This is a genomic window from Sphingobium sp. HDIP04, assembly GCF_000445085.1.
Lineage (GTDB): Bacteria > Pseudomonadota > Alphaproteobacteria > Sphingomonadales > Sphingomonadaceae > Sphingobium > Sphingobium indicum.
In genome coordinates this window covers 23,785-43,865 of record NZ_ATDO01000044.1, presented here as the reverse complement: position 1 = coordinate 43,865, position 20,081 = coordinate 23,785, and the positions used below count along the sequence as shown (strand labels likewise).

General features: G+C 61.3%; 30 protein-coding genes and 1 pseudogene. 13 read left to right on the top strand and 18 right to left on the bottom strand.

What is annotated here, in order from left to right:
- Positions 1-844, bottom strand: an 844-nt coding sequence (locus L286_RS27560) for a LysR family transcriptional regulator (RefSeq protein ID WP_238559288.1), incomplete at its 3' end; no start/stop codon positions are given.
- Positions 845-1,008: 164 nt separating this feature from the next.
- On the opposite strand from L286_RS27560, the gene linE reads away from it, so the two are divergent.
- The 10 genes and pseudogenes from linE to L286_RS27525 all read left to right on the top strand — a co-directional run bounded on the left by linE (position 1,009) and on the right by L286_RS27525 (position 8,239).
- A complete protein-coding gene (gene linE, locus L286_RS27555) occupies positions 1,009-1,974 on the top strand; it encodes a chlorohydroquinone/hydroquinone 1,2-dioxygenase (RefSeq protein ID WP_007686007.1) in 966 nt (321 codons plus the stop codon).
- 34 nt (positions 1,975-2,008) lie between these two features.
- A complete protein-coding gene (locus tag L286_RS0124180) occupies positions 2,009-2,809 on the top strand; it encodes an alpha/beta fold hydrolase (RefSeq protein ID WP_218847786.1) in 801 nt (266 codons plus the stop codon).
- Positions 2,806-3,522: an alpha/beta hydrolase gene (locus L286_RS27550; protein WP_007686010.1), complete on the top strand. Its 717-nt coding sequence runs from the start codon at positions 2,806-2,808 to the stop codon at positions 3,520-3,522. The genes L286_RS0124180 and L286_RS27550 overlap by 4 nt, the downstream gene beginning before the upstream one ends.
- A gap of 7 nt (positions 3,523-3,529) precedes the next feature.
- The gene (locus tag L286_RS27545; protein WP_007686013.1) at positions 3,530-4,162 is read left to right on the top strand and encodes a YciI family protein; all 633 of its coding nucleotides are present in this window, start codon (positions 3,530-3,532) and stop codon (positions 4,160-4,162) included.
- A gap of 59 nt (positions 4,163-4,221) precedes the next feature.
- Complete coding sequence (gene linD / locus L286_RS27540; protein WP_031293069.1) at positions 4,222-5,262, top strand: 2,5-dichlorohydroquinone reductive dechlorinase; 1,041 nt, start codon at positions 4,222-4,224, stop codon at positions 5,260-5,262.
- A gap of 188 nt (positions 5,263-5,450) precedes the next feature.
- A pseudogene (locus L286_RS0124175) lies at positions 5,451-5,630 on the top strand (helix-turn-helix domain-containing protein); the annotation flags it as partial.
- A 60-nt stretch (positions 5,631-5,690) separates the two neighbouring features.
- Positions 5,691-6,455 (top strand): IS6-like element IS6100 family transposase, encoded by a 765-nt coding sequence (locus L286_RS27535; protein WP_001389365.1) that lies wholly within the window; start codon positions 5,691-5,693, stop codon positions 6,453-6,455.
- A gap of 41 nt (positions 6,456-6,496) precedes the next feature.
- Entirely contained in the window at positions 6,497-6,637 is a 141-nt protein-coding gene (locus L286_RS48860) for a hypothetical protein (protein ID WP_193746228.1), read from the top strand.
- A gap of 8 nt (positions 6,638-6,645) precedes the next feature.
- Positions 6,646-7,791: an AAA family ATPase gene (locus L286_RS27530; protein WP_235862806.1), complete on the top strand. Its 1,146-nt coding sequence runs from the start codon at positions 6,646-6,648 to the stop codon at positions 7,789-7,791.
- Between the two features lie 217 nt (positions 7,792-8,008).
- Positions 8,009-8,239 carry a hypothetical protein gene (locus L286_RS27525; RefSeq protein WP_021223044.1) on the top strand — a complete coding sequence of 77 codons (231 nt, stop codon included), beginning with the start codon at positions 8,009-8,011 and terminating at the stop codon, positions 8,237-8,239.
- Here L286_RS27525 and L286_RS27520 read toward each other — a convergent pair whose 3' ends face one another.
- The 9 genes from L286_RS27520 to L286_RS27490 all read right to left on the bottom strand — a co-directional run bounded on the left by L286_RS27520 (position 8,240) and on the right by L286_RS27490 (position 14,671).
- A complete protein-coding gene (locus L286_RS27520) occupies positions 8,240-9,283 on the bottom strand; it encodes a relaxase/mobilization nuclease domain-containing protein (RefSeq protein ID WP_021223043.1) in 1,044 nt (347 codons plus the stop codon).
- A complete protein-coding gene (gene mobC / locus L286_RS27515) occupies positions 9,270-9,821 on the bottom strand; it encodes a plasmid mobilization relaxosome protein MobC (protein ID WP_021223042.1) in 552 nt (183 codons plus the stop codon). The genes L286_RS27520 and mobC overlap by 14 nt, the downstream gene beginning before the upstream one ends.
- A gap of 191 nt (positions 9,822-10,012) precedes the next feature.
- Entirely contained in the window at positions 10,013-11,038 is a 1,026-nt protein-coding gene (locus L286_RS27510) for a ParB/RepB/Spo0J family partition protein (RefSeq protein ID WP_021223041.1), read from the bottom strand.
- Positions 11,035-11,793: a ParA family protein gene (locus L286_RS27505; RefSeq protein WP_011627740.1), complete on the bottom strand. Its 759-nt coding sequence runs from the start codon at positions 11,791-11,793 to the stop codon at positions 11,035-11,037. Before L286_RS27505 ends, L286_RS27510 begins: the two co-directional genes overlap by 4 nt.
- A 30-nt stretch (positions 11,794-11,823) precedes the next feature.
- Entirely contained in the window at positions 11,824-12,171 is a 348-nt protein-coding gene (locus L286_RS27500; protein WP_235862801.1) for a hypothetical protein, read from the bottom strand.
- Between the two features lie 9 nt (positions 12,172-12,180).
- Entirely contained in the window at positions 12,181-12,432 is a 252-nt protein-coding gene (locus tag L286_RS47690; RefSeq protein WP_007016081.1) for a helix-turn-helix transcriptional regulator, read from the bottom strand.
- A gap of 108 nt (positions 12,433-12,540) precedes the next feature.
- Positions 12,541-12,855 (bottom strand): single-stranded DNA-binding protein, encoded by a 315-nt coding sequence (locus L286_RS0124165; RefSeq protein WP_004213277.1) that lies wholly within the window; start codon positions 12,853-12,855, stop codon positions 12,541-12,543.
- A 393-nt stretch (positions 12,856-13,248) separates the two neighbouring features.
- Positions 13,249-13,947: a recombinase family protein gene (locus L286_RS27495; protein ID WP_021223037.1), complete on the bottom strand. Its 699-nt coding sequence runs from the start codon at positions 13,945-13,947 to the stop codon at positions 13,249-13,251.
- The gene (locus L286_RS27490; protein WP_021223036.1) at positions 13,937-14,671 is read right to left on the bottom strand and encodes a sigma factor-like helix-turn-helix DNA-binding protein; all 735 of its coding nucleotides are present in this window, start codon (positions 14,669-14,671) and stop codon (positions 13,937-13,939) included. Before L286_RS27490 ends, L286_RS27495 begins: the two co-directional genes overlap by 11 nt.
- Before the next feature lie 155 nt (positions 14,672-14,826).
- Here L286_RS27490 and L286_RS47685 point away from each other — a divergent pair, with 155 nt between their 5' ends.
- Together L286_RS47685 and L286_RS27485 are read left to right on the top strand one after the other, a co-directional pair.
- Positions 14,827-15,084: a helix-turn-helix domain-containing protein gene (locus tag L286_RS47685; protein ID WP_056379689.1), complete on the top strand. Its 258-nt coding sequence runs from the start codon at positions 14,827-14,829 to the stop codon at positions 15,082-15,084.
- A 32-nt stretch (positions 15,085-15,116) separates the two neighbouring features.
- Positions 15,117-15,377, top strand: coding sequence for a hypothetical protein (locus L286_RS27485; protein WP_238559287.1), 261 nt, complete (start codon positions 15,117-15,119; stop codon positions 15,375-15,377).
- 15 nt (positions 15,378-15,392) lie between these two features.
- On the opposite strand, the gene L286_RS27480 is transcribed toward L286_RS27485, so the two are convergent.
- The 3 genes from L286_RS27480 to L286_RS48305 all read right to left on the bottom strand — a co-directional run bounded on the left by L286_RS27480 (position 15,393) and on the right by L286_RS48305 (position 16,621).
- Complete coding sequence (locus tag L286_RS27480; protein WP_037492884.1) at positions 15,393-15,632, bottom strand: hypothetical protein; 240 nt, start codon at positions 15,630-15,632, stop codon at positions 15,393-15,395.
- A 62-nt stretch (positions 15,633-15,694) separates the two neighbouring features.
- Complete coding sequence (locus L286_RS27475; protein ID WP_004213291.1) at positions 15,695-15,916, bottom strand: hypothetical protein; 222 nt, start codon at positions 15,914-15,916, stop codon at positions 15,695-15,697.
- Positions 15,917-16,147: 231 nt separating this feature from the next.
- A complete protein-coding gene (locus tag L286_RS48305) occupies positions 16,148-16,621 on the bottom strand; it encodes a hypothetical protein (RefSeq protein ID WP_139385175.1) in 474 nt (157 codons plus the stop codon).
- A gap of 183 nt (positions 16,622-16,804) precedes the next feature.
- Here L286_RS48305 and L286_RS47680 point away from each other — a divergent pair, with 183 nt between their 5' ends.
- Positions 16,805-17,143, top strand: coding sequence for a hypothetical protein (locus L286_RS47680; RefSeq protein ID WP_079651155.1), 339 nt, complete (start codon positions 16,805-16,807; stop codon positions 17,141-17,143).
- 94 nt (positions 17,144-17,237) lie between these two features.
- On the opposite strand, the gene L286_RS27470 is transcribed toward L286_RS47680, so the two are convergent.
- From L286_RS27470 to L286_RS27450, 5 genes are all read right to left on the bottom strand, one after another.
- Positions 17,238-17,555: a hypothetical protein gene (locus tag L286_RS27470; protein WP_021223033.1), complete on the bottom strand. Its 318-nt coding sequence runs from the start codon at positions 17,553-17,555 to the stop codon at positions 17,238-17,240.
- A gap of 221 nt (positions 17,556-17,776) precedes the next feature.
- Positions 17,777-18,034, bottom strand: a complete 258-nt coding sequence (locus L286_RS27465; protein WP_037492888.1) for a hypothetical protein — start codon at positions 18,032-18,034, stop codon at positions 17,777-17,779.
- 73 nt (positions 18,035-18,107) lie between these two features.
- A complete protein-coding gene (locus L286_RS27460) occupies positions 18,108-18,731 on the bottom strand; it encodes a DUF6884 domain-containing protein (protein WP_031293059.1) in 624 nt (207 codons plus the stop codon).
- 11 nt (positions 18,732-18,742) lie between these two features.
- Complete coding sequence (locus L286_RS27455; RefSeq protein ID WP_021223030.1) at positions 18,743-19,552, bottom strand: hypothetical protein; 810 nt, start codon at positions 19,550-19,552, stop codon at positions 18,743-18,745.
- Positions 19,549-19,797, bottom strand: a complete 249-nt coding sequence (locus L286_RS27450) for a hypothetical protein (protein ID WP_021223029.1) — start codon at positions 19,795-19,797, stop codon at positions 19,549-19,551. Before L286_RS27450 ends, L286_RS27455 begins: the two co-directional genes overlap by 4 nt.
- Between the last annotated feature and the right edge of the window lie 284 nt (positions 19,798-20,081).

The window sequence follows — 20,081 nt, the reverse complement described above, 5'->3', positions numbered from 1 at the left end:
GTCGCAACCAGCGGTGAGGCGGGTCGTCTTGGTTCCTCGCATGCCAATATTGCCTGACCTCAAATGCTTCCATAAGAATTGGCGGCCGCACGGCCCGGAGTCCGTAGACCTCGGCGAGCCGACCAATCACGCGAGCCGGAGCGGTAAGAATAAGGTCCGACTCGAAGCAAGCTGCCAACGCCACGAGAAAGCTGCTCGCGACGATCCTGATCCGATCGGGATGGATCTTGTCGAGGAGAGCGCGTTCGACGGCACGATGGGCATGGGCCATACCCTTGGTGCTGACCACGATATGATCTGCGGCCATGAAGTCATCGGTCTCACCGGACTTGATGAACGGATGACCTTCCTTTCCGAAGCACAGATATTCCTCCTGGTAGAGCCGTTGCGTCTTGATGCCGGCAACAAGGCTCGGATAGGCGCCGACGGCGATATCGACATGCCCGGTCTCGAGCGCGCTCACCATTTCATCGCCGCTCAGCGTGAGTGCGCGGTAGCTGGTGTGTGGTGCCTCGAACCGCGCCGCCGAATGCAACGCCGTCAAAACGACAAGATGGGCGATGTCCGATCCGGCAATGATGAATTCGCGCTTGAGACGGTCAGGTGAGAATGTCTGCCCGCCTTCAGCCAGGTCGCGACGCAGTTCCAGCAGTTGCTGAACAACCCCGGCGATCGCCTCGGCACGTGGTGTCGGCTCCATGCCGTCGCGCGCCCGGACGAGAAGCGGGTCGCCCAATGCTTTGCGCAGGCGCGCCAGCCCATGGCTGGCGGTGGGCTGCGGTAGGTCGAGTTCTCGTGCAGCGGCGCTGACGCTGTGCCGCTTTAACAGCGCATCCAAAAGCACCAAGTGCCGAAAATCCAGGTCATCTATATTCACAATCTGAATTGTATCTATGAAGGTCCGCCAATTGTCAAATACTCCCTGATCCCTCAAACAGGCTGCAGCAGCGATCGTTGTGCAGGTTTGAAGAGACGATCCGCAATCGCAGAAAATAGTGGAGAGCGATCATGATGCAACTGCCCGAACGCGTCGAAGGACTTCATCACATCACCGTCGCGACCGGATCCGCGCAAGGCGACGTGGATCTTCTCGTCAAGACGCTGGGACAGCGGCTCGTCAAGAAGACGATGTTCTACGACGGCGCACGGCCGGTCTATCATCTGTATTTCGGCAATGAGCTTGGCGAACCGGGCACGCTGTACACCACTTTCCCCGTTCGCCAGGCTGGCTACACCGGAAAGCGTGGTGCAGGGCAGATATCGGCGGTTTCCTATAACGCACCCGTCGGTACGCTTTCCTGGTGGCAGGAGCATCTCATAAAGCGCGCTGTGACCGTCTCGGAAGTGCGTGAGCGGTTCGGGCAGAAATATCTGTCGTTCGAGCACCCCGACTGCGGTGTCGGCTTCGAAATCATCGAGCAGGACACGGACGGCCAGTTCGAGCCCTGGGACTCTCCCTATGTGCCCAAGGAGGTCGCGCTGCGGGGCTTTCACAGCTGGACGGCCACCCTAAATCGCAATGAGGAGATGGACTCCTTCATGCGCAATGCCTGGAACCTGAAGCCCCAGGGACGCGACGGCAATTACCAGCGCTACGCTTTCGGCAATGGCGGTGCGGCCAAGGTGCTAGACGTCTATATCGATGAGGACGAAAGGCCCGGCACCTGGGCGCTTGGCGAAGGCCAAGTTCATCACGCCGCGTTTGAAGTCGCCGACCTCGACGTGCAGGCCGCGCTCAAATTTGACGTGGAAGGCCTCGGCTACACCGATTTCTCAGATCGCAAGCACCGCGGCTACTTCGAATCGATCTACGTTCGTACGCCGGGCGGCGTGTTGTTCGAAGCCTCGGTCACGCTTGGTTTCACCCATGACGAGAGCCCCGAGAAGCTCGGCAGCGAGGTCAAGGTCGCGCCGCAGCTCGAAGGTGTAAAGGACGAGCTCCTCCGGACGATGAACGATCCGATCGTCATTTGATCGCAAGGATGACTCCGCAGGCTGGGTGAAGAGAATGTGGCGACATCGGGCAGTCAATAGCCGAAATGGTGCGCGGATCGGTGTTCATACCACTGGCTTGCCGAGCGGTGAGCCGATCCTGCTCCTTTCTTCCCTGCTGGCCGACTGGCGGTCCTGGAATGACGTGGCCGGTCGTTTACCTTCAGGGGTATATGCGATCACGATGGACCTGCGGGGTCATGGAACGAGTTCGCCGAGTGCCGGCGACTACAGTCTAGCCGAACTGGCGGCCGACGTGCTTAATGTAATGGATAACCTCGCGTTTGCAAGAGTTCATCTTGTTGGCACGTCGGTCGGGTCGATGGTCGCGCAATATCTTGGCGCCACGGCGGGACACCGGCTTATCTCGCTGACACTCGTGGCAGCAGGTTCTCTCGTTCCAGAGCCAGCTTGGCCGATCTGGGACAAGCGGGTGGCCGCAGTGCGCAGCGGCGGGCTCATTACGCAGGTGCCGATCGTGTATCCGGCATGGTTTTCCGGAGCGGTCGACCAAGGTCTGCTGGATCTTGCTGAGTCGATGATCTTGGCCACGACAGTTGCCGGATTCACCGGCGCTGTCGCAGCGATCAAGGGCCATGACGCGAGAAGCCTTCTTCCGCAGGTCGAAACGCCAACGCTCGTCATAGCCGGTGCGAACGATGCCGCCGTGCCACCGGAGGCGGTCCGCGCGACCGCCGCTCTCATTCCAGGTGCCGCATTCGAAGTTGTGACGGGTGCCGCGCACCAGGTCGCGATGCAGCATCCTGTCGCCTTTGCGGACCGGCTATGCCGCCATATTGCTGGAGCGCCGCGATGACGTTTTCCCCTGAAGGACCCTATGGGACAATCGTGACCGGCCCGCCTGTCGAACAGGCAAATGCTGCGATCATTCTTCTGCACGGCCGTGGCCAGCGTGCGCAAGCGATGCTGGAACTTGCGAGACAGCTCGATCTGCCCTCTGTCGCCTGGCTTGCCCTGCAAGCGCCCGCCGGGGCGTGGTACTCGCCCAAATATGACGGGTTCGATCCAGACGGCGACAGGTCTGTGGCTGACGCCTGCACCGCCTTGGCTGAGATCTCCTCGCGGCTGGAAGCAGCCTGGGTCGCGCTAGACCGTCAGGGCATAGTCGGCTTCAGCCAGGGTGCCTGCCTCGCCAGTCACTTCATGTGGTGCGGCGCTGCGAAAATGGGGTTCCTGGGCTCGCTGACCGGAAGCCTCCCGGGTTTTGAGCTCCCAACCGCGCCAGTTGAGCCTCGGTTTACCGGTCTCAAGGCGATATTCACAGGTGGTCTGAACGACGATTGGGTCAAGGCAGAGCATGTGCGGGAGACAGCTGAGCGCTTTAGACTCTCTGGTGCTGATGTCGGCGAGTATATTCAACCGATCAAGGACCATGGAATTGGGGCGGACGAGATCGCGTTGTTGCGAGACACCCTGATCGCACGCTTCGAGCTGAACCCGCCGGTCCCTACGCGCGGGCCGCGACATCAGCCGCTCGTGCCGCAAAGCACGCCAAGTCTGACGGATTGAACGTCCCATGCTGTTCTCCGTCATAACCACCATCTCGCCTGAAAAGCTGGCAGAGCGCACAGCAGCCATACCGGCACACCGCGCCTATCTTGCGTCGCACACCGCAAGCATTTTGGCAGTGGGGACCACCTTCGCCGAAGGCGGCGATTTGGTCGGATCGACATATCTCGTTGATGTCGACGATTGGAACGCAGCCCGGGCCTTCATCGCCGAAGACCCCATGACCGTGTCCGGGGCACGTCAAAGCATCGACATTCTTGAATGGCGGATGGGCGGGTTCGATCGGCGATACCCCTGGCAAGGGGCGAACGTCGAGAGACAAGACGCAGCGCATCAAAGTCTGAATAAGGAAGGGGTGAGCGCTGCGCCCCAACCTTCGCTCCGCACACGCCATCTCAGAGTGTTGCTGCTGATCACCACGCTCGCGCCGCTAGTGGCCCTCGTCAACATTCTCTTGGGCGACACCATTGCCCATCTTCCCGTTTTGCTGCGCTCCTTCTTGGTCGTGGGGCTTGTCGTGCCCGCCGCGACCTATGTTGCACTGCCGCTGCTTACCGGCCTTGCGCGCTGCGTGGGGCAGGAGCGCCGGGAAAGTTCACCAGCCATCCGGCCGCCGGCGGAACACACTCATTCTACATGACGATTTAGCCCGCAAAAATCCCCGAACGTCTCAGTTCCAGGCAAAAGGATCATAAAAATATGAGCGCTGATACAGAAACCCTGGCGAGGAAAGTCCGTGAAGAGGTTATCAAGCCTGAGCAATCGACTCTGATTAGCCCGGATCGACAGTCACCGAGCCTCCTTCGCCGCGAAGCGACGGTCGAACCGCGGTTCGAACTGTTCCACTTCGTGTTCTCAGTCTGCTCGCAAAAGGTGCGCGGCACCCTAATGGAGAAGGGCGTGACCTTCGGCTCCAACGAGTTGACGATCCTTCCCCCGCAGAGTGAGAATTATTGTCCGCAATATGTCCGGCTGCGGTTGCGATCGGAAGCCGCAGCCAAGCACCGTCCTGTCAGCTCGTTCACTGGGCAGTCGTCTGTTGATTCCGAAGGGTTCGACCCGCTCGTCGTACCGACCCTCGTCGACCATGAGACCGGCCGGATCCTCGCCGATTCCAAGGCAATCTGCCTCTACCTCTGCGACGCCTTGTCCGGCGGTACCGATCTTCTGCCCGCCGACATACGGGAGGCTGTGCTCAAGCAGGTCCAGCTCGCTGACACGACGCCCCATGTAGCCCTGCTCTACGGCGCCGATCCGGACGGTGATCGTCGGCCCGAAAGCATGCAGGCGGTCATGCCCGGCATCCACGCACACAAGATCGACGCCGTGCGCCGCAATATCCCGCTCGCGGACGGCGACCCGCTTCTCCTCGAAGCCTACCAACACAAGATTGTGAAGGAGGAAGCCGCCGCCTCGTTCGTCATCAACGAGCCGCAAATGCGGACCGCCATCTCGAAGGCGGAGCAGCTGGTTACCGATCTCGATCGCGACCTCGGGGCGTCCACCGGACCTTGGCTGTTCGGCGACCGCTTCACGCTCGCCGACCTGTTCTGGGCCGTCAGTCTCTACCGCTTCCTCTGGCTCGGCTATTCGGGTTTCTGGAAAGACGGTGCAGGCAAGCCCCGTGTCGAGGCCTATGCCAATCGGCTCTTCGCGCGGCCCTCCGTCAAGGATGCGATCATCCAGTGGCCCGGCCATCCGCCGAGCGAGAATGTCATCCATCTCCTGAGCAACGCCTAAAGGCAACCACCGCGCCGTCCGCAAGCGACGCGGTCCATGCCCTGAACGCGTCGTCCGGCAGGGCCGAGTGAGAACGGCGGAGCAATATTCGACCACGGTAGCGGCGGGATAGTCCTGCTGCGGGCGGCGTAAAAGTCGTCCACCTTGAAGCCTTTCTGCCGAGTCAGGGAGGTGTGGGGATCTACAGCGTGGAACTTTATCTTCAGGTCCGTCTGGCTTGCGCGGATGGCATGAGCCAACGGGCGGCGGCGAAGCGTTTCAATGTGTCGCGCGATACGGTACGCAAGATGCTGTCGTTTTCATCGCCGCCGGGTTACCGGCGCCAGTCCGTACCGCAGCGCCCGAAGCTGGACGGGTTTGTGGCGATGGCTCTGTTGCAAAAATCGTGAAGCTTGAGCATGCTTGGCGGAGATTGGACGGACGGAACGATGACGGATTTCAAGTGGCGCCATTTCCAGGGTGATGTGATCCTGTGGGCGGTGCGCTGGTATTGTCGCTATCCGATCAGCTATCGCGACCTTGAGGAAATGCTGGCGGAACGCGGCATTTCGGTCGACCATACGACGATCTATCGCTGGGTCCAGTGCTACGCCCCGGAGATGGAGAAGCGGCTGCGCTGGTTCTGGCGGCGTGGCTTTGATCCGAGCTGGCGCCTGGATGAAACCTACGTCAAGGTGCGGGGCAAGTGGACCTACCTGTACCGGGCAGTCGACAAGCGGGGCGACACGATCGATTTCTACCTGTCGCCGACCCGCAGCGCCAAGGCAGCGAAGCGGTTCCTGGGCAAGGCCCTGCGAGGCCTGAAGCACTGGGAAAAGCCTGCCACGCTCAATACCGACAAAGCGCCGAGCTATGGTGCAGCGATCACCGAATTGAAGCGCGAAGGAAAGCTGGACCGGGAGACGGCCCACCGGCAGGTGAAGTATCTCAATAACGTGATCGAGGCCGATCACGGAAAGCTCAAGATACTGATCAAGCCGGTGCGCGGTTTCAAATCGATCCCCACGGCCTATGCCACGATCAAGGGATTCGAAGTCATGCGAGCCCTGCGCAAAGGACAGGCTCGCCCCTGGTGCCTGCAGCCCGGCATCAGGGGCGAGGTGCGCCTTGTGGAGAGAGCTTTTGGCATTGGGCCCTCGGCGCTGACGGAGGCCATGGGCATGCTCAACCACCATTTCGCAGCAGCCGCCTGATCGGCGCAGAGCGACAGCCTACCTCTGACTGCCGCCAATCTTTGCAACAGAGCCCTTCGACGGTGTGGGACGATCCGTTCGCCACCGACGATGCCGCATGGGCCGCCTTCCGACGCACCGTCGAGGAAGAGGGCATGCGCGCCTTTCTCGACCAGGCCGTCGTCATCCCGTTCAGACGTTGAGGCGAAGAATGCCGGTGATTTCGCAACTGGCCGTCTCCGGCTACCGCTCCCTCCGGGACATCAAGCTGCTGCTTGCCCCGCTGACGATCATCACCGGTGTCAACGGAACCGGGAAATCCAGCATCTACCGTGCTCTGCGCCTGCTCGCCGATGTGGCGCAGGGTCGCCTCGTCAACTCGCTGGCGCGCGAAGGTGGCCTCCACTCGACGCTATGGGCAGGCCCGGAACGCATCAGCCAGGACATGCGAACCGGCAAAGTCCCCATCCAGGGAACCGTCCGGTCCGGTCAGCCTGCGCCTTGGTTTCTCCGGCGACGATCTGGGCTATGCCATCGATCTGGGCTTGCCCTTGCCAGGGTCGGCCTTTGCTTTCGACCCAGAGATCAAGGTCGAGGCAATGTGGACGGGCGGCGTTCTTGGCCGGTCGAACCTGTTCGCGGAACGGCGCGGCCCGATGATCCGTGTCCGGCGGGCAACGACGGGAGAATGGCGGATGGAAAACCTCCACCCCTTCGACAGCATGTCACGCATTCCTCCGATCGCGAGGACGGGCTGGAGATGCTTCTCATGCGCGAGCGCATGCGCAACTGGCGCTTCTACGACAATTTGCGGACCGACGTGGACGCACCAGCACGAAAGGCCCAGATCGTCACCTACACGCCGGCATTGGCCAATGACGGTGCCGACCTGGCCGCGGCGATCGCGACGATCCATGCGATCGGCGACGGCGAAGCGTTCAATGACGCGATCGAGGACGCCTTTCCGGGATCGACGGTCGGCAGTGGCGAGGACGGCAGCATCGCCACGCGGCAGCGCGGTCTGCTCCGGTCGTTGCGTGCCAGCGAACTGTCGGACGGGACCTTGCGCTACATCATGCTGTGCGCCGCCCTGCTCGCGCCGAGCAAGCCGGAGATCCTTATCCTCAACGAACCGGAATCCAGTCTCCACCCAACCCTGCTGGACCCGCTGGCCCGGCTCCTGACCACAGCGGTAAAGACCTGCCAGATCGTCGTAGTCTCGCACAGCGAACGGCTGCTTACCGCCTTGGCGGGTGATCCCGACACCAGAACATACCGGTTGGAGAAGGACTGCGGCGAGACATTCCTACACAGTGACGAAGACCATTACCTCCGTTGGGTTTGGCCTTCACGCTGACCCACCTTCCGCCGTTCACTTCGCGTTCTTCGCTGGCGTACGCAAAACACACTTTCGTGTCGTCACCCCTGGATGTGGAACGAACTGGGTATCATCGATCTCCGCTGTTGACCGCCATCACACTGCCGTTCCTGCACTGTTCTCCCTTAGCGTTGTCTGGCGTACCTTTCACGCTATGCCCTCGATCTCTTGATGGGCTATGGCCTCATGAGGCACGATGAAGAAATCTGACAGGGCAAAGAAACATACCGCCAAGGTAATCGAGGCGGCTGCACGCGCCCATGAAGCTCTCGATTATTTCAACGGCAACGTCACAAATCCGTTCGATGAGCTAACATGGCCCAGCATTGCCGAAGGATATCTTCTAGTCGCGCAGAAGGCGGTATCAGACGCCTTGATGGCCTTGGAACGTGCAAACAGCGTTGGTTGGACCAAGCACGGCAAGTAGCTAGCGTTCTGGCCCTTCACGCGAACGATCGCGGTCCCTAGATCGTTCGTTCTGCCGCTTCCGCTCGATCGCGGCAACCGATCGCTCATGGATTGTAGGCGTTCGCCCTGCCCCCACAAACTCCCGCACCTGGTCGGCAAGCTGGCGATCAGCTGGATCGCTGCTTGCCTCAAGCCGCTTGGCGGCGGCTAGATAGCGGCGATGCGTCTCATTCCATGCCTGCCGCCCGCGCACCACGAAATCCGGAGCGGTAGACCGCCCCGCCAGCTGGTCGCGTGCGGCGGAAGTGATTTTCTGATTGGCAAACGGCGCAGGTGCGGTGCCGGCCATGTAGCGCTGCCGCATCCGGTTCAGGGCCATGCTTTGACCGGCTCGGCCGACACCACGCGCTGCGCGAGGCGTTGCCTCCGCTGTAACCCCCCTCGCCCGCAATTCCTCGGCAAAGCGCTCTCGGTAATGATGCAGCGTTTGAGGTCGCGGGTTGAAGCGTCTTCCCGTATCACCGCGCGCCGCAACCGTCACATGAACGTGGGGCCGCGGTGTGTCCGTATGCAGCGCCAGGACGTAATCCCACTCATGCCCGATCTCGCTCCGCGCGACCTCGCGCACCGCTGAAAGAACCTTGTCGGGGTCTGTCCCTGACGGCATCGAAAAAACCATGCTCACGGCGGCTACGGTAGAATTGTCGCGCCAATAGACAGGATCGCCCCAATCGCGCGCCAGCTCCGCCCGATCTTCCTTGTCAGTCAGAATGTCGCCATCACGCGTTTCAAGCGGCACATCGCCTTTTCGACCGATATAGTCGAAATGCGCAGCCGCATGGTTCTTGCCCTTCGGCCTGCCCGTAACCTTGACCATGACCTCCGGAGCACGGCTGACAACGCGGGCAAGCCGCGCCCGGGTGCTCCCGCCCTGGCCTGCCCGCCTAGAACTCAGCGAGCGCAGCAACATGTCAGCCCCGCGCCTATTCGGGTCGCTGGTCAGCTTTGGTTTGAACAGCGCGGCGAGCTGTCCCGCCTCAAAGCTGCTGTCAAAGTCGCTCACTGGAAACCTCCCAATAGGACAGGTCAGCTTTCGTAGCAGCGCCGATACCTTCGACGGCCGCGCCGATCGCCGCGCGCAGATCGTTGACCTTTTGCAGCTCGCCGGCGATCTCCGCTGCATTGTCCGCCAGCGCCATCTTGTTCGCGGCTCGGGCGATCTGATTCACGTTGCGCCCAATGCGCTGCAACGCCTGACGGCAATTCAACAGCTCCTCGCGCAATTCGCGATCGACAGGCGCGGCGATGCCGATGTGTCGCCGCACAAGAGCCATGGCCCAGGTCGCCGGGGTCATGCGGCGCTCTTTTGCGCGATGGCGGATCACGGCCAGTTCGGTTTCGGTCGGACGAAGATAAAGGCGATGCTCGCCAGCGGCCTCGCGGTCGGCAACAGGCGCGGCCTCGCTGGCCGCCCCGGACTGCCGGAGCACGGCGTCAACCAGCTGACGCATGAAGGGGCCGCGCCCTCCCCTTGTCTGCGCGAGCGCGTCGATCTTTGCGAGTTTGGTCGCCTCGATCTTGAAGCCCAGCGTCTTTTCCATGTGGGGGTAGGTATCTCCCAACCGTGAAGCGCGATCCAATGGGATTGAGCGTAACGGTTAACATTAGCCGCCGCAAGGCTTATCCTGCCATACAGTAGATACCTACCCCACAAACAAAAAGCGGTGGCAACTGCCACCGCTCTAAATTCCACATCGCCTCGATGCTGAGTGAACGTGGACGGTAAAAGCTATCAGAAGTCGAAGGTTTGGGGCGCGGCCTCGCCGTCGAACCGAACCGTGACCTGGCCGCCTAGAACAATCCCGCGACGGCCCTGAATGATGATGGCCGGTGCGTCGGTGGCCTCTTTCGGCTGACGGGGGGTGCGCGGCTTGTGATCGGAAGGATCGGCAAGCGTTGCGCCCTCCCCTTCCCGCTCGTCGTCGCGGGCATCCGGTTCGGGCCGCTCCTGACGTTCATCCGTCGCACTGGTGGCAACTGCCACCGGCGCGCGCGAACCTTGGGGCGGCGCTGGATCGTCAATCGCTTTAGCGGCACCGGCCTGCGCACTCTCTTCCTCGGGAATGCCTTGGAGCGTAGCAAGGAACTGCTCACAGGCGGCGGCTGTTGGATTTTCGTTTGCGACCACGAAATTGCGCGTGGCCTGCTCGTCCAGCTCGATCGCGTGTTTGATCGCGACGGCGGCACGCGGAGAACAATTCTTCAACGCGGCGAGAATGTCCTCGGGCAAGGTGCGCAGCGAGTAGAGCCGCTTCACTTCCGAATGCGGCTTGGCGATGCGCACGGCTAGATCCTTTGTCGAGAGCGTGTCACTGACGCGGCTCGCGATAAAACTGACGCGCTCGGCCAGACTCAGGGCCTGGCGTTGCTCGTTCTCAAGAAACTGGTCGAGGCCAATATCGCGTTCGGCGTCCGCCTGATCCAGAACGGTGTCGATCTGATCGAAACCAAGCTGGCGGCACGCGCGGTAGCGCCGCTCGCCGTAGCGGATGATGTAGCGGCCGTTCGACGTTGGCGCGACAACGATGGGTTGCAGCAAGCCGCGGTCCTTGATGGTCGCGGCCAGTGCATCAATCTCGGCCTGGTCGAACTCCCGGCGAACCTGCGTGGGGTCTGGATCAATGTCATCGAGCGGAAGGCGCTGAAACCGTCCAGCTGCCTTGAACTCGGTATTCGCGGGGACGGCCGAAAAGTCCATCGCGTCCATATCGAAGTCGGCAAAGCTCTTCTTCGCCGGTTTGACAGCTGCCTTGCTCATGCGGCTTCCCTCTCAGCTTGATCGACAATGTAGGAGACGACTTCGCGCACGATCGGCGCGCTACGCCGCGTGTCCTTTGCCAAGCGCCAAACGGGAATTTCGAGTAGCGCCGCCTCGCGCATGTGCTCGCGGTGCGGAATGGTGTGCGGCACCACATTGGCAGGAAGCGCCTGCCCAATGCGGTCCATCAGCATTTTTGAAACTTCGCTCGTTGTCTGAACGCGGTTGAACACGATCCCGAACCGGGTCGCGTTCCCCTCCCCGCGCACCTTGTTTGCAAGGCTGATGCTTTGCGAGATTTCGTTGAGCGACTGACGCGCGGTTTTGTCGGGGTCCAGTGGGACCGCGACATAATCGGACGCAATCAGGGCCATGAGGTTCCGGCCATCCCACGCGGGCGCAGTGTCGATCACGCAGTAGTCGTAGTGCTTGGCAAGGCCGGCACGAATGGCGCGGACATAAGCGCCGATGTGCTGGCCTTGCTGCGGGCTGTCAGTCGTCAACTCGACGATCTGCCGTGTGTTCTTGAAACAGGCCAGCGCCGGAGGTTCTTCGTTCGGTTCGAAGTCAAGAATCGACTGAACCGGGCCGATCTGCTCGAACTCCGCTTTCAGCATCCCGGCACTGTGGCATTGCTTGTCCAGGTCCAGGACCACGACACGCTTGCCCTGCTCGGCCAGATGCCACGCGATATGACAGGTAAGCGTGGTCTTGCCGATGCCGCCGCGCTCATTGGTCACTACGATTGTTCGCATTGAGAATCCCTTCAATGGCTGCGCCACGGGCTACTTGTGCCAGCGGTTGTGGGCGGCGCTGTTTCCCGATCCGAAGCGATACTGCGACTGCATATACCAAGGGTTCGGATCGTCATTCAGGTTGAGGCCCTTGCGCTTGCGGCGCGGGCCGGTCTGTTCGGTTGGTGGGTCTTTGCCGAAGAGAACGATCATCACGAAGACGGCGACGGCTCCCACTCCAAGCCAGCCAAAAGCGAAATAGGCCGCGAGACCGACTGCAAGGACGACGATCAGCGCAATTGCCGCGATCGCAAGCCACAGGGCAAGCGATGCCCAAATCATGACGGTCCGTAGCACGCTGGCTGCGCGCCGAAGTTTGCTGGCAATCTCACGGCGCATAGCGGCCTCCTAAGCTGTTCGGCTCTCGCCTCGCTCGGAGCCGATCAACTTAGGGAAAGGCTGCTCCCTGAAGATGTTCGGCACCTCGGTTCGCAGGGCACGCGACATACGGAGCGCCGTCAGCAAAGTGGCGTCCTGCCTGCCGTTCTCGATGGCCGCGACTGTTTCAGGTGAGACTTGAATCCTTGCTGCCAGCTCGGATTGCGTAAGTCCGGAAGCGACGCGCAAGCTCGCTACACGATTGAACAGTTTGGCCGCCACAGATGCCTCGCATAGTTAGACCCTATTCTTGTTAGGGTCTATGAAAGGCATTGTCCACAAAAAAGGGCGGCCACCAGGCCGCCCGTTTTAGGAGAAAGGGGAGGGGGCTTAGTCAGCCCCGCCCCGAACCAAGATACCCAGCCCCTCAGCAATCAGGTCCACCGAGTAGCGGGTTTCGCCATTGCTCTCGTAGCTGTTCTGGCGGACCCGTCCGGTGATGTGAACCAGGTCGCCCTTGCCCAAGTCAGCGGCGCGCTCTGCCAGCTGGCGGAAGAACGTCACGCGATTCCAGTGCGTATCGGTCTTCCATTCATCGCCGTCCTTGCGGTTGTAGTTCGCGGCGACGGAAACATGGGTGACTTTATCGGTCGTATCGACACTGCCAACGCGGCCGATGATCCGAAATTCAGCGATGTTCTGCATGGTAGTCTCCTTTGGATAAGCGTTGCTGACGGATTTTTTGCGGCGGAGCTGAGCCACGCGGGCAAGCTGAAAATGGGAGGGTCCGCTTGCGGAAACCCAAGGCCGAAGGCCGGTTTTCTGCTTGCCCGCATTAGTGGCGATGCGGAGTTCGTATCCGTCAGACAGCAACGCCCAAAGGAAACGGCGCGAGTAGATGCAGCAATTTGGACTGGCGGCGGTGGCAGCTGCCACCGGCCATTGGCTCCCATAGATCGCTGCGCTCGATCGGCGCGGCGGCGATTGGAAAACCCTGTCGCGGTTCCGCCGCTCTTTCCCTGCCTGGTAGTCCGATGACGCGGGCAGGGGACTGCCGGTGGCAGCTGCCACCGGCTTGAAGCCGAACAGAAAGGGCGATCAGCGATTCCGCTCATGGTGATTTCGTTGAGGGCTGGGTTCTTGCACCTGGGCGGCACGATGGGCCGCCCACACCCGCTTGACGGTGCTGCGGTCGCAATCGGCCAGCTCTGCGGTTTTGGCGATGCTCTTTCCCGCTTCGCGCAATGCCACAATGCGGGCGTGCGTTGCCCGATCGCCTTTGCGCCCTCCGCTGCGCCCTGCGGCCTTTGCCAAGGCGATACCTTGGCGCTGTCGCTCGCGGCGATCGGTGTAATCGTCGTGGGCCATCTGCAGGGCGATCTTCAAGAGCATCGCCTGAACAGATTCGAGCACGATGCGGGCGATGCCCTCGGCGTCGGCCGCGAGGTCGGACAGGTCCACGACGCCGGGGATGGCAAGTCGCGCGCCTCGCGCACGAATTGTCTCAACCAGCTGCTCGGCCTCGGCCAAGGGAAGACGACTAATCCGGTCGATCTTCTCGGCAATCACCACTTCACCGGGTTGAAGATCGGCAATCATGCGCAGCAACTCGGGGCGGTCGGCACGGGCACCCGATGCCTTCTCCCGATAGACTGCCGCGACATAATAGCCCGCTGCCTTCGCCTCGGCCACGATGGCATCCTGCCGGCGTAAGTCCTGCGCATCGGTGCTGACGCGCAAATAAACGCGGGCGATCTGCGGCGCGAGGGCAGGGGACGGCTCAATATCAGTGGCCATCGTTTGTTGAAGCTTCCTTGCCTAGCTGGGGACCATCCGGGGGAGAAGCCAGCATGTTGGATATGCTGGCTTCTGCGCTCGCGATTGCATCGCGGATTTCATCGGCCTGTTCGCGCAGCGCCGCCAATTGGCGGTCGCGCGGCAAAATTGCCCTCAGCCAATTAGCGCGCTGCTCGATTTGAGCGATCTGTTCGGCAAAAAACTGAGCGTCGGATTTCATCCGATCAAGCTCAGCCTGCGCCACGCGTAGTTTGCGGTTCCAAGCGGAATCGCGCGCCTTCGCTCGCCTGACCTCATCCCGGTCTTGCTTGGCCTTGCGCTTCCGCTCCTGATCTAGCGCCTTTTGCAAGGCATCGCGTTTCCTGATTCGCTCGGCCTCAGCCGCTTCATCACGCCTGCGCGCGATCAAAGCATCCAGCGCCGAACGATCGTGAATGTCTATGTTGTTGCAGACCCATCTTATCCTTCGGAATGCCTTGTCCTCGATTTGGCCGATGCGGCTTGGCGACACGCCGACGATCTTTGCAGTCGCGGCAAGAGTGAGCGCGGGAGAGGGGCCAAGCCCGATCCGCAAGCGGACAACCTGTTGCTCATGCGGTTCCAGCATCGCAATCAACCGCTCGACGGTTCGATGGTCGGTGATCGACCTCGCCACATCGCGCTTTGCAAGCCGGGCTGCAAACAGCTCCATGGCCGATTTCATCGCGTCGTCCTGACCGTTCATGCCGGGTTTGAACCTTGCTCGTGCTAATATGGCGCACAATCTATACCATCTGCGCTAGGCGCGAAAGCCATGGCGCAGAAAGCCGTTTGAGCAACCCTATTGCGCCATGCCGGTGGAACCGACATTCTGCGCCTAGCGAAAAGGAAACGAGCGCGATGCCAACCCTACACCTGAAACGAACATCGCCGTTGATGACCCAGCTCGGGGCCAACATCGCTCGCGAACTAAAGAAACTAGGCATAACTCAAGGGGAGTTGTCCGAACGCTCGGGCGTTGCGGCGTCGCATATTTCATACATGGTTCGCGGACAAGGCAATCCAACGCTTGCTACCTTGGAGAGCCTTGCCGATGTTTTCAGATTATCGGTTGTCGAATTATTGGCAGCGGATAGCACTTCCGACGATAAGTCCTGAAAGGCAGTCGCTTTATTTGATTGGAACGATCTATGTCCAGTAACCCGCCCCGCGAATTTGACCGCCTGCCACAAGATGCGCCGTTGGTGCGGGCAATGGGGGGAGCACTCTCGATGTTTGCCACGCTGCTTGCGCGCCAAGGCATTGTCGAGACGGGCGAGGTCGCAAACTTGTTGGGTATCTATGCGGTAGCGACAAGCGAAGTCGATAACGAAGAGGGCATGATCTTGGGATGCTGGGCAGCTATGATCCGCGACGTGGCGGAGCAACAGCGCAAAGCCGCTCGCGGATAAACCCCGCGCATGGCGCTAGCCGTGCGCCGCCTCGATGTGCTGGGCCAGCTCGGCCAGATGATCGGGATCAAGTAGATCCTCTGCGGCAAGATCGACCGCGAAAAACTCGCCCTCACGGGGAGGCGCGCGATCGGCGGCAAACGCGGCCAGATCGGGCCGTGCCTCGTCGGTCGCTATCCAGCGCCAGAACGCATCCCCCTGGCTGAACAAACCGCTCTCGAACATATCGAGCCGTGCTTGTGCGAAGTCGGTCAAATGGCATCTCCTGGCAATCGGGCGGTTCGGCAAAAAAAGGGAGGCCGAAGCCTCCCTTTGTCTTACTGGAACAGTTTGATGAAAGCGGGCGCGAGGCCGATGACTGCGAGGACGAAACCGACGCTGCCGATGACCCAGGTTTGCGCCGTCAGCTTGCTTTCGATTCCCTTGTTCGCCTCCTGAACCTTCACGGCGATATACTCCTCAATAGCCTCTACTACTTCCGCTGCGGCGTCGTCGGAGAGATTAGCCGCTTTCAGCGCTCTAAACAATTTGATGTGCATCCGGTTCTCCTTCTCGTTGGTGACGGGAGATACCCGGCATGGGCACCGGCGCCGGCTGTCAGGGACCGCGAAGCGGCCGCGTCAGCGGGCGGTGGGGGAGCCGATTTGCGCAGCAAATTGGGGGGACCGCCGATCCTTGAAAGTTGGCGCGCACCCATGCCAAAATGCCACGACACACAGAGAGAAGAGATTGCACGGGCCGGGGTTCGATGCCCCGGCCCGTGCAGGCGGCTACGGAGTTACGGTCAATGCTGCGCCAGTGTTGAGGTTAGCATTGTAGTTGCAGCTAGGCCCGAAATTCACCGAATTGAAAAAGAACGACGTTGCGTTGTTTCCGCTCTTCATAATGGTGAAGGGCACGTCCTGCGACGTGCTGCAACTATTGAGGTTGCCGCCAATAATACTGAATCCATGCAGAACCCCGGTCGTAGCTGACGTAGCTGACCAAGTGGTGGCGGGCACCGAAAGCTGGCCGCAATTCGGATTGGTATCTCCGACACCGCCGGAAATTGTTCCGCCCGTGGATGAGGTGGTTTGCGCCTGCCAAGTCCAACCGCAAGCCCAAATATTACTGCCCTGAACCACGTTGCCACCTCCCTTGAGGGTGAACGGGTAGCTCGTTGGTGCAACGGTCGCTGCGAACGATGGGCTTGCCAGGGCAAGCGTCGCCAATGCGCCAAGCATGGCGCGAACAGCCATTTTCATGGCTCTCTCCTTTTCAGGTTGTGGGGCCGGTCCTCGCGGTTATCCGGCTCCCGTTAGCGGGATCATTTCCCGCCCTGAAAAGTAACGCGAACGGGCGGGCCGACGCCAATCAACTTATTGTGATCGCTTGCTTGCGGTCGTTGGCGCGCAGGCTCATATCCTGATGGTTGGTGAGGAAGGCGTATGGGCGTAGCGGCAAATTCATTGAAGATATGCGCGTTGCTCTCGATCGCAGCGCCGGTTGCCGCGCAGTCTGCCAGAGAACACCCGCGCGTCGTCACTATGCCAGATGGCCGCACCGTGTATGTCGTGCCGGCGCAGCCGGGGGCTAATCGCACGAACAGACCCCCGGTGCGAACCGTAGTCACGCCCGATGGCCGCACCGTTTACGTTGTGGAAGAACAGCCCAAGGACACGCGCAGCCCAAGGCAACGTTGCATTGATGAGGAAGTGGCGCGCGAAGGCGGTTCGCCTTCGCAGCTCACAATGGGCGCGATCGACCTAAAATGCAGCCAGCGTTAAACGATAAGCTCTAGGCCCGCACTGGATGGGGCACCGAGATCATCGGTTTCGGTCAACGGGCGAAAAGGGGCGGGCCAGACCCGCCCCTCCGGCGTCAGCCGGATTGGCCGCGCTTTGCTTTGGCCTCTAGGACCAAGGCGACAAGCTGCGGATCAAAGCACTCGCCGCGCTCGATGTTGCGGATGCCGGGACCGTCCAGCACATCCTTGATGCGATCCGCAATGATCTGCGCCAGCTCGGCCGAAACAGCCTCGATGTCGGCGCTCGTCTTGCCGATGAACATCGGGTCTTTCGGCCACATGCTCTCCGCATCGAAATGGTCCTTGTCGTTGACCGCATTCCTCAAGGCGTCGATCGCTGCATTTCCAAGCGCGCGCTCGAAAGCCAGCTGAGCGAACAGACGATGAGACATAACAACCTCCTTGTTGCCGGAATTGGCAAGGCCAAGGAGAGGGTCGCGCCGGGTCGGGTCAGGGACCGCGAAGCGGCCGCGCTAGCGGGCGGTGGGGGAGCCGATTTGCGCAGCAAATTGGGGGGACCGCCGATCCTTGATGCGGCCTGGTGCGTCCCTCATGCTAGGAAGACACTGACGGGGGGATTTAACAAATCAACGCCTGCCCGAAGGGCAGACCGCTACCTTGGGGCTTCCCTCGCCCGCACCATGGCGCTGTATTCCAGCAGTGCTTGCCGGACATTCTCATCATCGGTGACGGTAAGGGCATGACTGGTTGCGGACGCATGATCCGTCCGCATTTCAAGCCACGAGATACGCGCTGCATCTGGCTTCTGACGGTCCTGTTCTAGTGCGATTTGTTCGCTGTAACCGGCGATCACGTCATTGATCGCCTCAAGCGCTGCCTCATAGGCAATGGCCTGACCTTGCGTCCACAAGGGTTCTGAGGGGGCGTTCATAATCACAGGCTGATTTAAGGTGTCAAACCGCCTGACGGCAAGCTGCACTCCGTCACCATTCTTGAGCGAGCCAAGCGAGTTGCTGGCCGATCCCAAGCCCCTCCATCGGCGCGGACGCGCGCCGCTCGATTTGCGGCCACAAAGGGTCGCGATAGTGTCGGCCTGCGAGAACGATCAGCGGCGCGGCGGCGTCGATCTGGTCGGCCATCGCCTCGATCACGCGCGCGCCCCAAAGGCGGCGCGCGCTTGCCTTCATCGCGCATAGCGTCTCGTCATAAGGCGCGATCACGGTTTCCGGCGCGATCAGGCCATGCTTTGCGGACAGGATGAACCATGGCCCTCCCTGCCTTTCGACATAGGCGCGTGCCTTCTGAAACCATGGCGATATGTAAAGATCGCGCGCCGGGGCGGGACGGTCCAGTTTCGCCGCTACGCAAGCGACAAGGAAAATCGGAGGCGGGGGCGGGGCCGGTTCAATTGCGGGCAAAGGTGCGGCCTCAAGATCAGCAATGACGGTGCAGCGGCCCCATTTCTGCAACTGGCGCTGCCATCCTTTCGGCGGCCCCTTACGCTCGGCAACGTGGGAAAGGGTCGGGCCGCCGAACAGGTCGGGTTGTTCCCCGATGCGTTGCACCGGGGGAATGTAGCGGGGTTCTCGGATGCAATGACGTGCCATGCTCGATCCCGTCAAAAGGCGAAAGCGGTCTGGCCGCTCGCCTCGGTGTAGCTGTCACTATCGCCTGCGGCATAGCGGTCGCGGCCCTTGGGGGACCATTGCAGGAAACCCGAACGGTCATAGGAGAACCAACCGTCCTCAATCCCGATGATGAAGGACCATGCCTTATCCTCGGCGCATGGGCCGTGAAGATTGATCGGCCAATGCTCGGCCCCGCGATCCTGCTGGCACGGGGACGGCGCGGAAAAGCTGCGAAGCATGGCGGCGCGATCGGTCGGCTCGGTCGCTCCCATTTCCCGCATGATCTGGCGAGCCTCCCCCGTGCTGATGTGGCCGCTCGCCTTCTTGTCCTCATGGTGCGAGTAGGTCAGGCCATAGACCACGGCATTGAAGATGTTGCGCGGTTCGGTGAACTCCTGCGTTTCCAGCAATTCCCGCCATTTCCCGGCGCTGATAAGGTCCACCGCATGATGCCAGAGCGAATGAGCGCGATTGCTGTAGCCGTGGCGGTTCGTCACGCCATCGCGAGCGATCTCGATCCCTAGCGCGCGCTCGACGTGCTGCACAAAAGGATGGGCGGCAAGCAAAGGATGGCGAAGACCGATCTTGCGCGGTTCGTCCTGCTCTGCGCGGATAACCTCGATGGGGAATTGGAACAGGCGCGACGGCAGATTCCACGGCGCAGAAAGGGGAAAGTCGCGGGGCACATCAAGCGCCCCGTTAATGTCCAGCAGAAAGCCGTTCGGCGCGAAGCCTGCGGCAATGATCTGGTCGCCCAGCTCGTCGGCCTGCGCGGTGCGGATCGCGGCGGCGGCGCTCATGCGCTCAACTCCGCATAGGTGGCGCTGCACTCGTAGCGGATCGCATCGCCATCCCACATAGGACCGCAAACGCCCTTGAATTTCGGTGCGCCCTGCAACTCAAGCCGCTGGCTCGGATTGCTGTTATAACCGCTGCATTGAAGCCCCTCGACCGCTGCCCGGTTAACGATTGTTTCAAAGGTCGCGCCCTCGATCTCGATCCGGTCAAAGTCCTGCTCGGTCTGGCGGTAGATACGGATTTTCATGGGCTTTCCCTTCCTAATTGAGCCGAAGGCGATGACGGGTCATCGACTTCTGCCGAAAGCGGGCGACGCTGGGCCGGGGAATGCCGCAAACGGGGCCGATCAGGGGGGAGGGGGATCACCCGTCCTGCACGGAGCGAAGCGAAGGAAGGGCGGGGAAACCCGCCTGATCGCCAAGCGGAGCCGCGCAGCGGCGGAGACGGTCTAGCCCTTGCGGCAGGGGGCAGGAACAGGCCCCAAAACGCGACAAATCAGCGCGGCGGCTTGCCGCCTCAATCTCCGCCAGG

Bases quoted from the DNA above. Each gene is read 5' to 3' on its own strand.
- linE (WP_007686007.1), top strand. From the start codon at position 1,009: ATGATGCAACTGCCCGAACGCGTCGAAGGACTTCATCACATCACCGTC.
- L286_RS0124180 (WP_218847786.1), top strand. From the start codon at position 2,009: ATGTGGCGACATCGGGCAGTCAATAGCCGAAATGGTGCGCGGATCGGT.
- L286_RS27550 (WP_007686010.1), top strand. From the start codon at position 2,806: ATGACGTTTTCCCCTGAAGGACCCTATGGGACAATCGTGACCGGCCCG.
- L286_RS27545 (WP_007686013.1), top strand. From the start codon at position 3,530: ATGCTGTTCTCCGTCATAACCACCATCTCGCCTGAAAAGCTGGCAGAG.
- linD (WP_031293069.1), top strand. From the start codon at position 4,222: ATGAGCGCTGATACAGAAACCCTGGCGAGGAAAGTCCGTGAAGAGGTT.
- L286_RS27535 (WP_001389365.1), top strand. From the start codon at position 5,691: ATGACGGATTTCAAGTGGCGCCATTTCCAGGGTGATGTGATCCTGTGG.
- L286_RS27530 (WP_235862806.1), top strand. From the start codon at position 6,646: ATGCCGGTGATTTCGCAACTGGCCGTCTCCGGCTACCGCTCCCTCCGG.
- L286_RS27525 (WP_021223044.1), top strand. From the start codon at position 8,009: ATGAAGAAATCTGACAGGGCAAAGAAACATACCGCCAAGGTAATCGAG.
- mobC (WP_021223042.1), bottom strand. From the start codon at position 9,821: ATGGAAAAGACGCTGGGCTTCAAGATCGAGGCGACCAAACTCGCAAAG.
- L286_RS27510 (WP_021223041.1), bottom strand. From the start codon at position 11,038: ATGAGCAAGGCAGCTGTCAAACCGGCGAAGAAGAGCTTTGCCGACTTC.
- L286_RS27505 (WP_011627740.1), bottom strand. From the start codon at position 11,793: ATGCGAACAATCGTAGTGACCAATGAGCGCGGCGGCATCGGCAAGACC.
- L286_RS27500 (WP_235862801.1), bottom strand. From the start codon at position 12,171: ATGCGCCGTGAGATTGCCAGCAAACTTCGGCGCGCAGCCAGCGTGCTA.
- L286_RS0124165 (WP_004213277.1), bottom strand. From the start codon at position 12,855: ATGCAGAACATCGCTGAATTTCGGATCATCGGCCGCGTTGGCAGTGTC.
- L286_RS27495 (WP_021223037.1), bottom strand. From the start codon at position 13,947: ATGGCCACTGATATTGAGCCGTCCCCTGCCCTCGCGCCGCAGATCGCC.
- L286_RS27490 (WP_021223036.1), bottom strand. From the start codon at position 14,671: ATGAACGGTCAGGACGACGCGATGAAATCGGCCATGGAGCTGTTTGCA.
- L286_RS47685 (WP_056379689.1), top strand. From the start codon at position 14,827: ATGCCAACCCTACACCTGAAACGAACATCGCCGTTGATGACCCAGCTC.
- L286_RS27485 (WP_238559287.1), top strand. From the start codon at position 15,117: ATGTCCAGTAACCCGCCCCGCGAATTTGACCGCCTGCCACAAGATGCG.
- L286_RS27475 (WP_004213291.1), bottom strand. From the start codon at position 15,916: ATGCACATCAAATTGTTTAGAGCGCTGAAAGCGGCTAATCTCTCCGAC.
- L286_RS48305 (WP_139385175.1), bottom strand. From the start codon at position 16,621: ATGAAAATGGCTGTTCGCGCCATGCTTGGCGCATTGGCGACGCTTGCC.
- L286_RS47680 (WP_079651155.1), top strand. From the start codon at position 16,805: ATGGGCGTAGCGGCAAATTCATTGAAGATATGCGCGTTGCTCTCGATC.
- L286_RS27470 (WP_021223033.1), bottom strand. From the start codon at position 17,555: ATGTCTCATCGTCTGTTCGCTCAGCTGGCTTTCGAGCGCGCGCTTGGA.
- L286_RS27460 (WP_031293059.1), bottom strand. From the start codon at position 18,731: ATGGCACGTCATTGCATCCGAGAACCCCGCTACATTCCCCCGGTGCAA.
- L286_RS27455 (WP_021223030.1), bottom strand. From the start codon at position 19,552: ATGAGCGCCGCCGCCGCGATCCGCACCGCGCAGGCCGACGAGCTGGGC.
- L286_RS27450 (WP_021223029.1), bottom strand. From the start codon at position 19,797: ATGAAAATCCGTATCTACCGCCAGACCGAGCAGGACTTTGACCGGATC.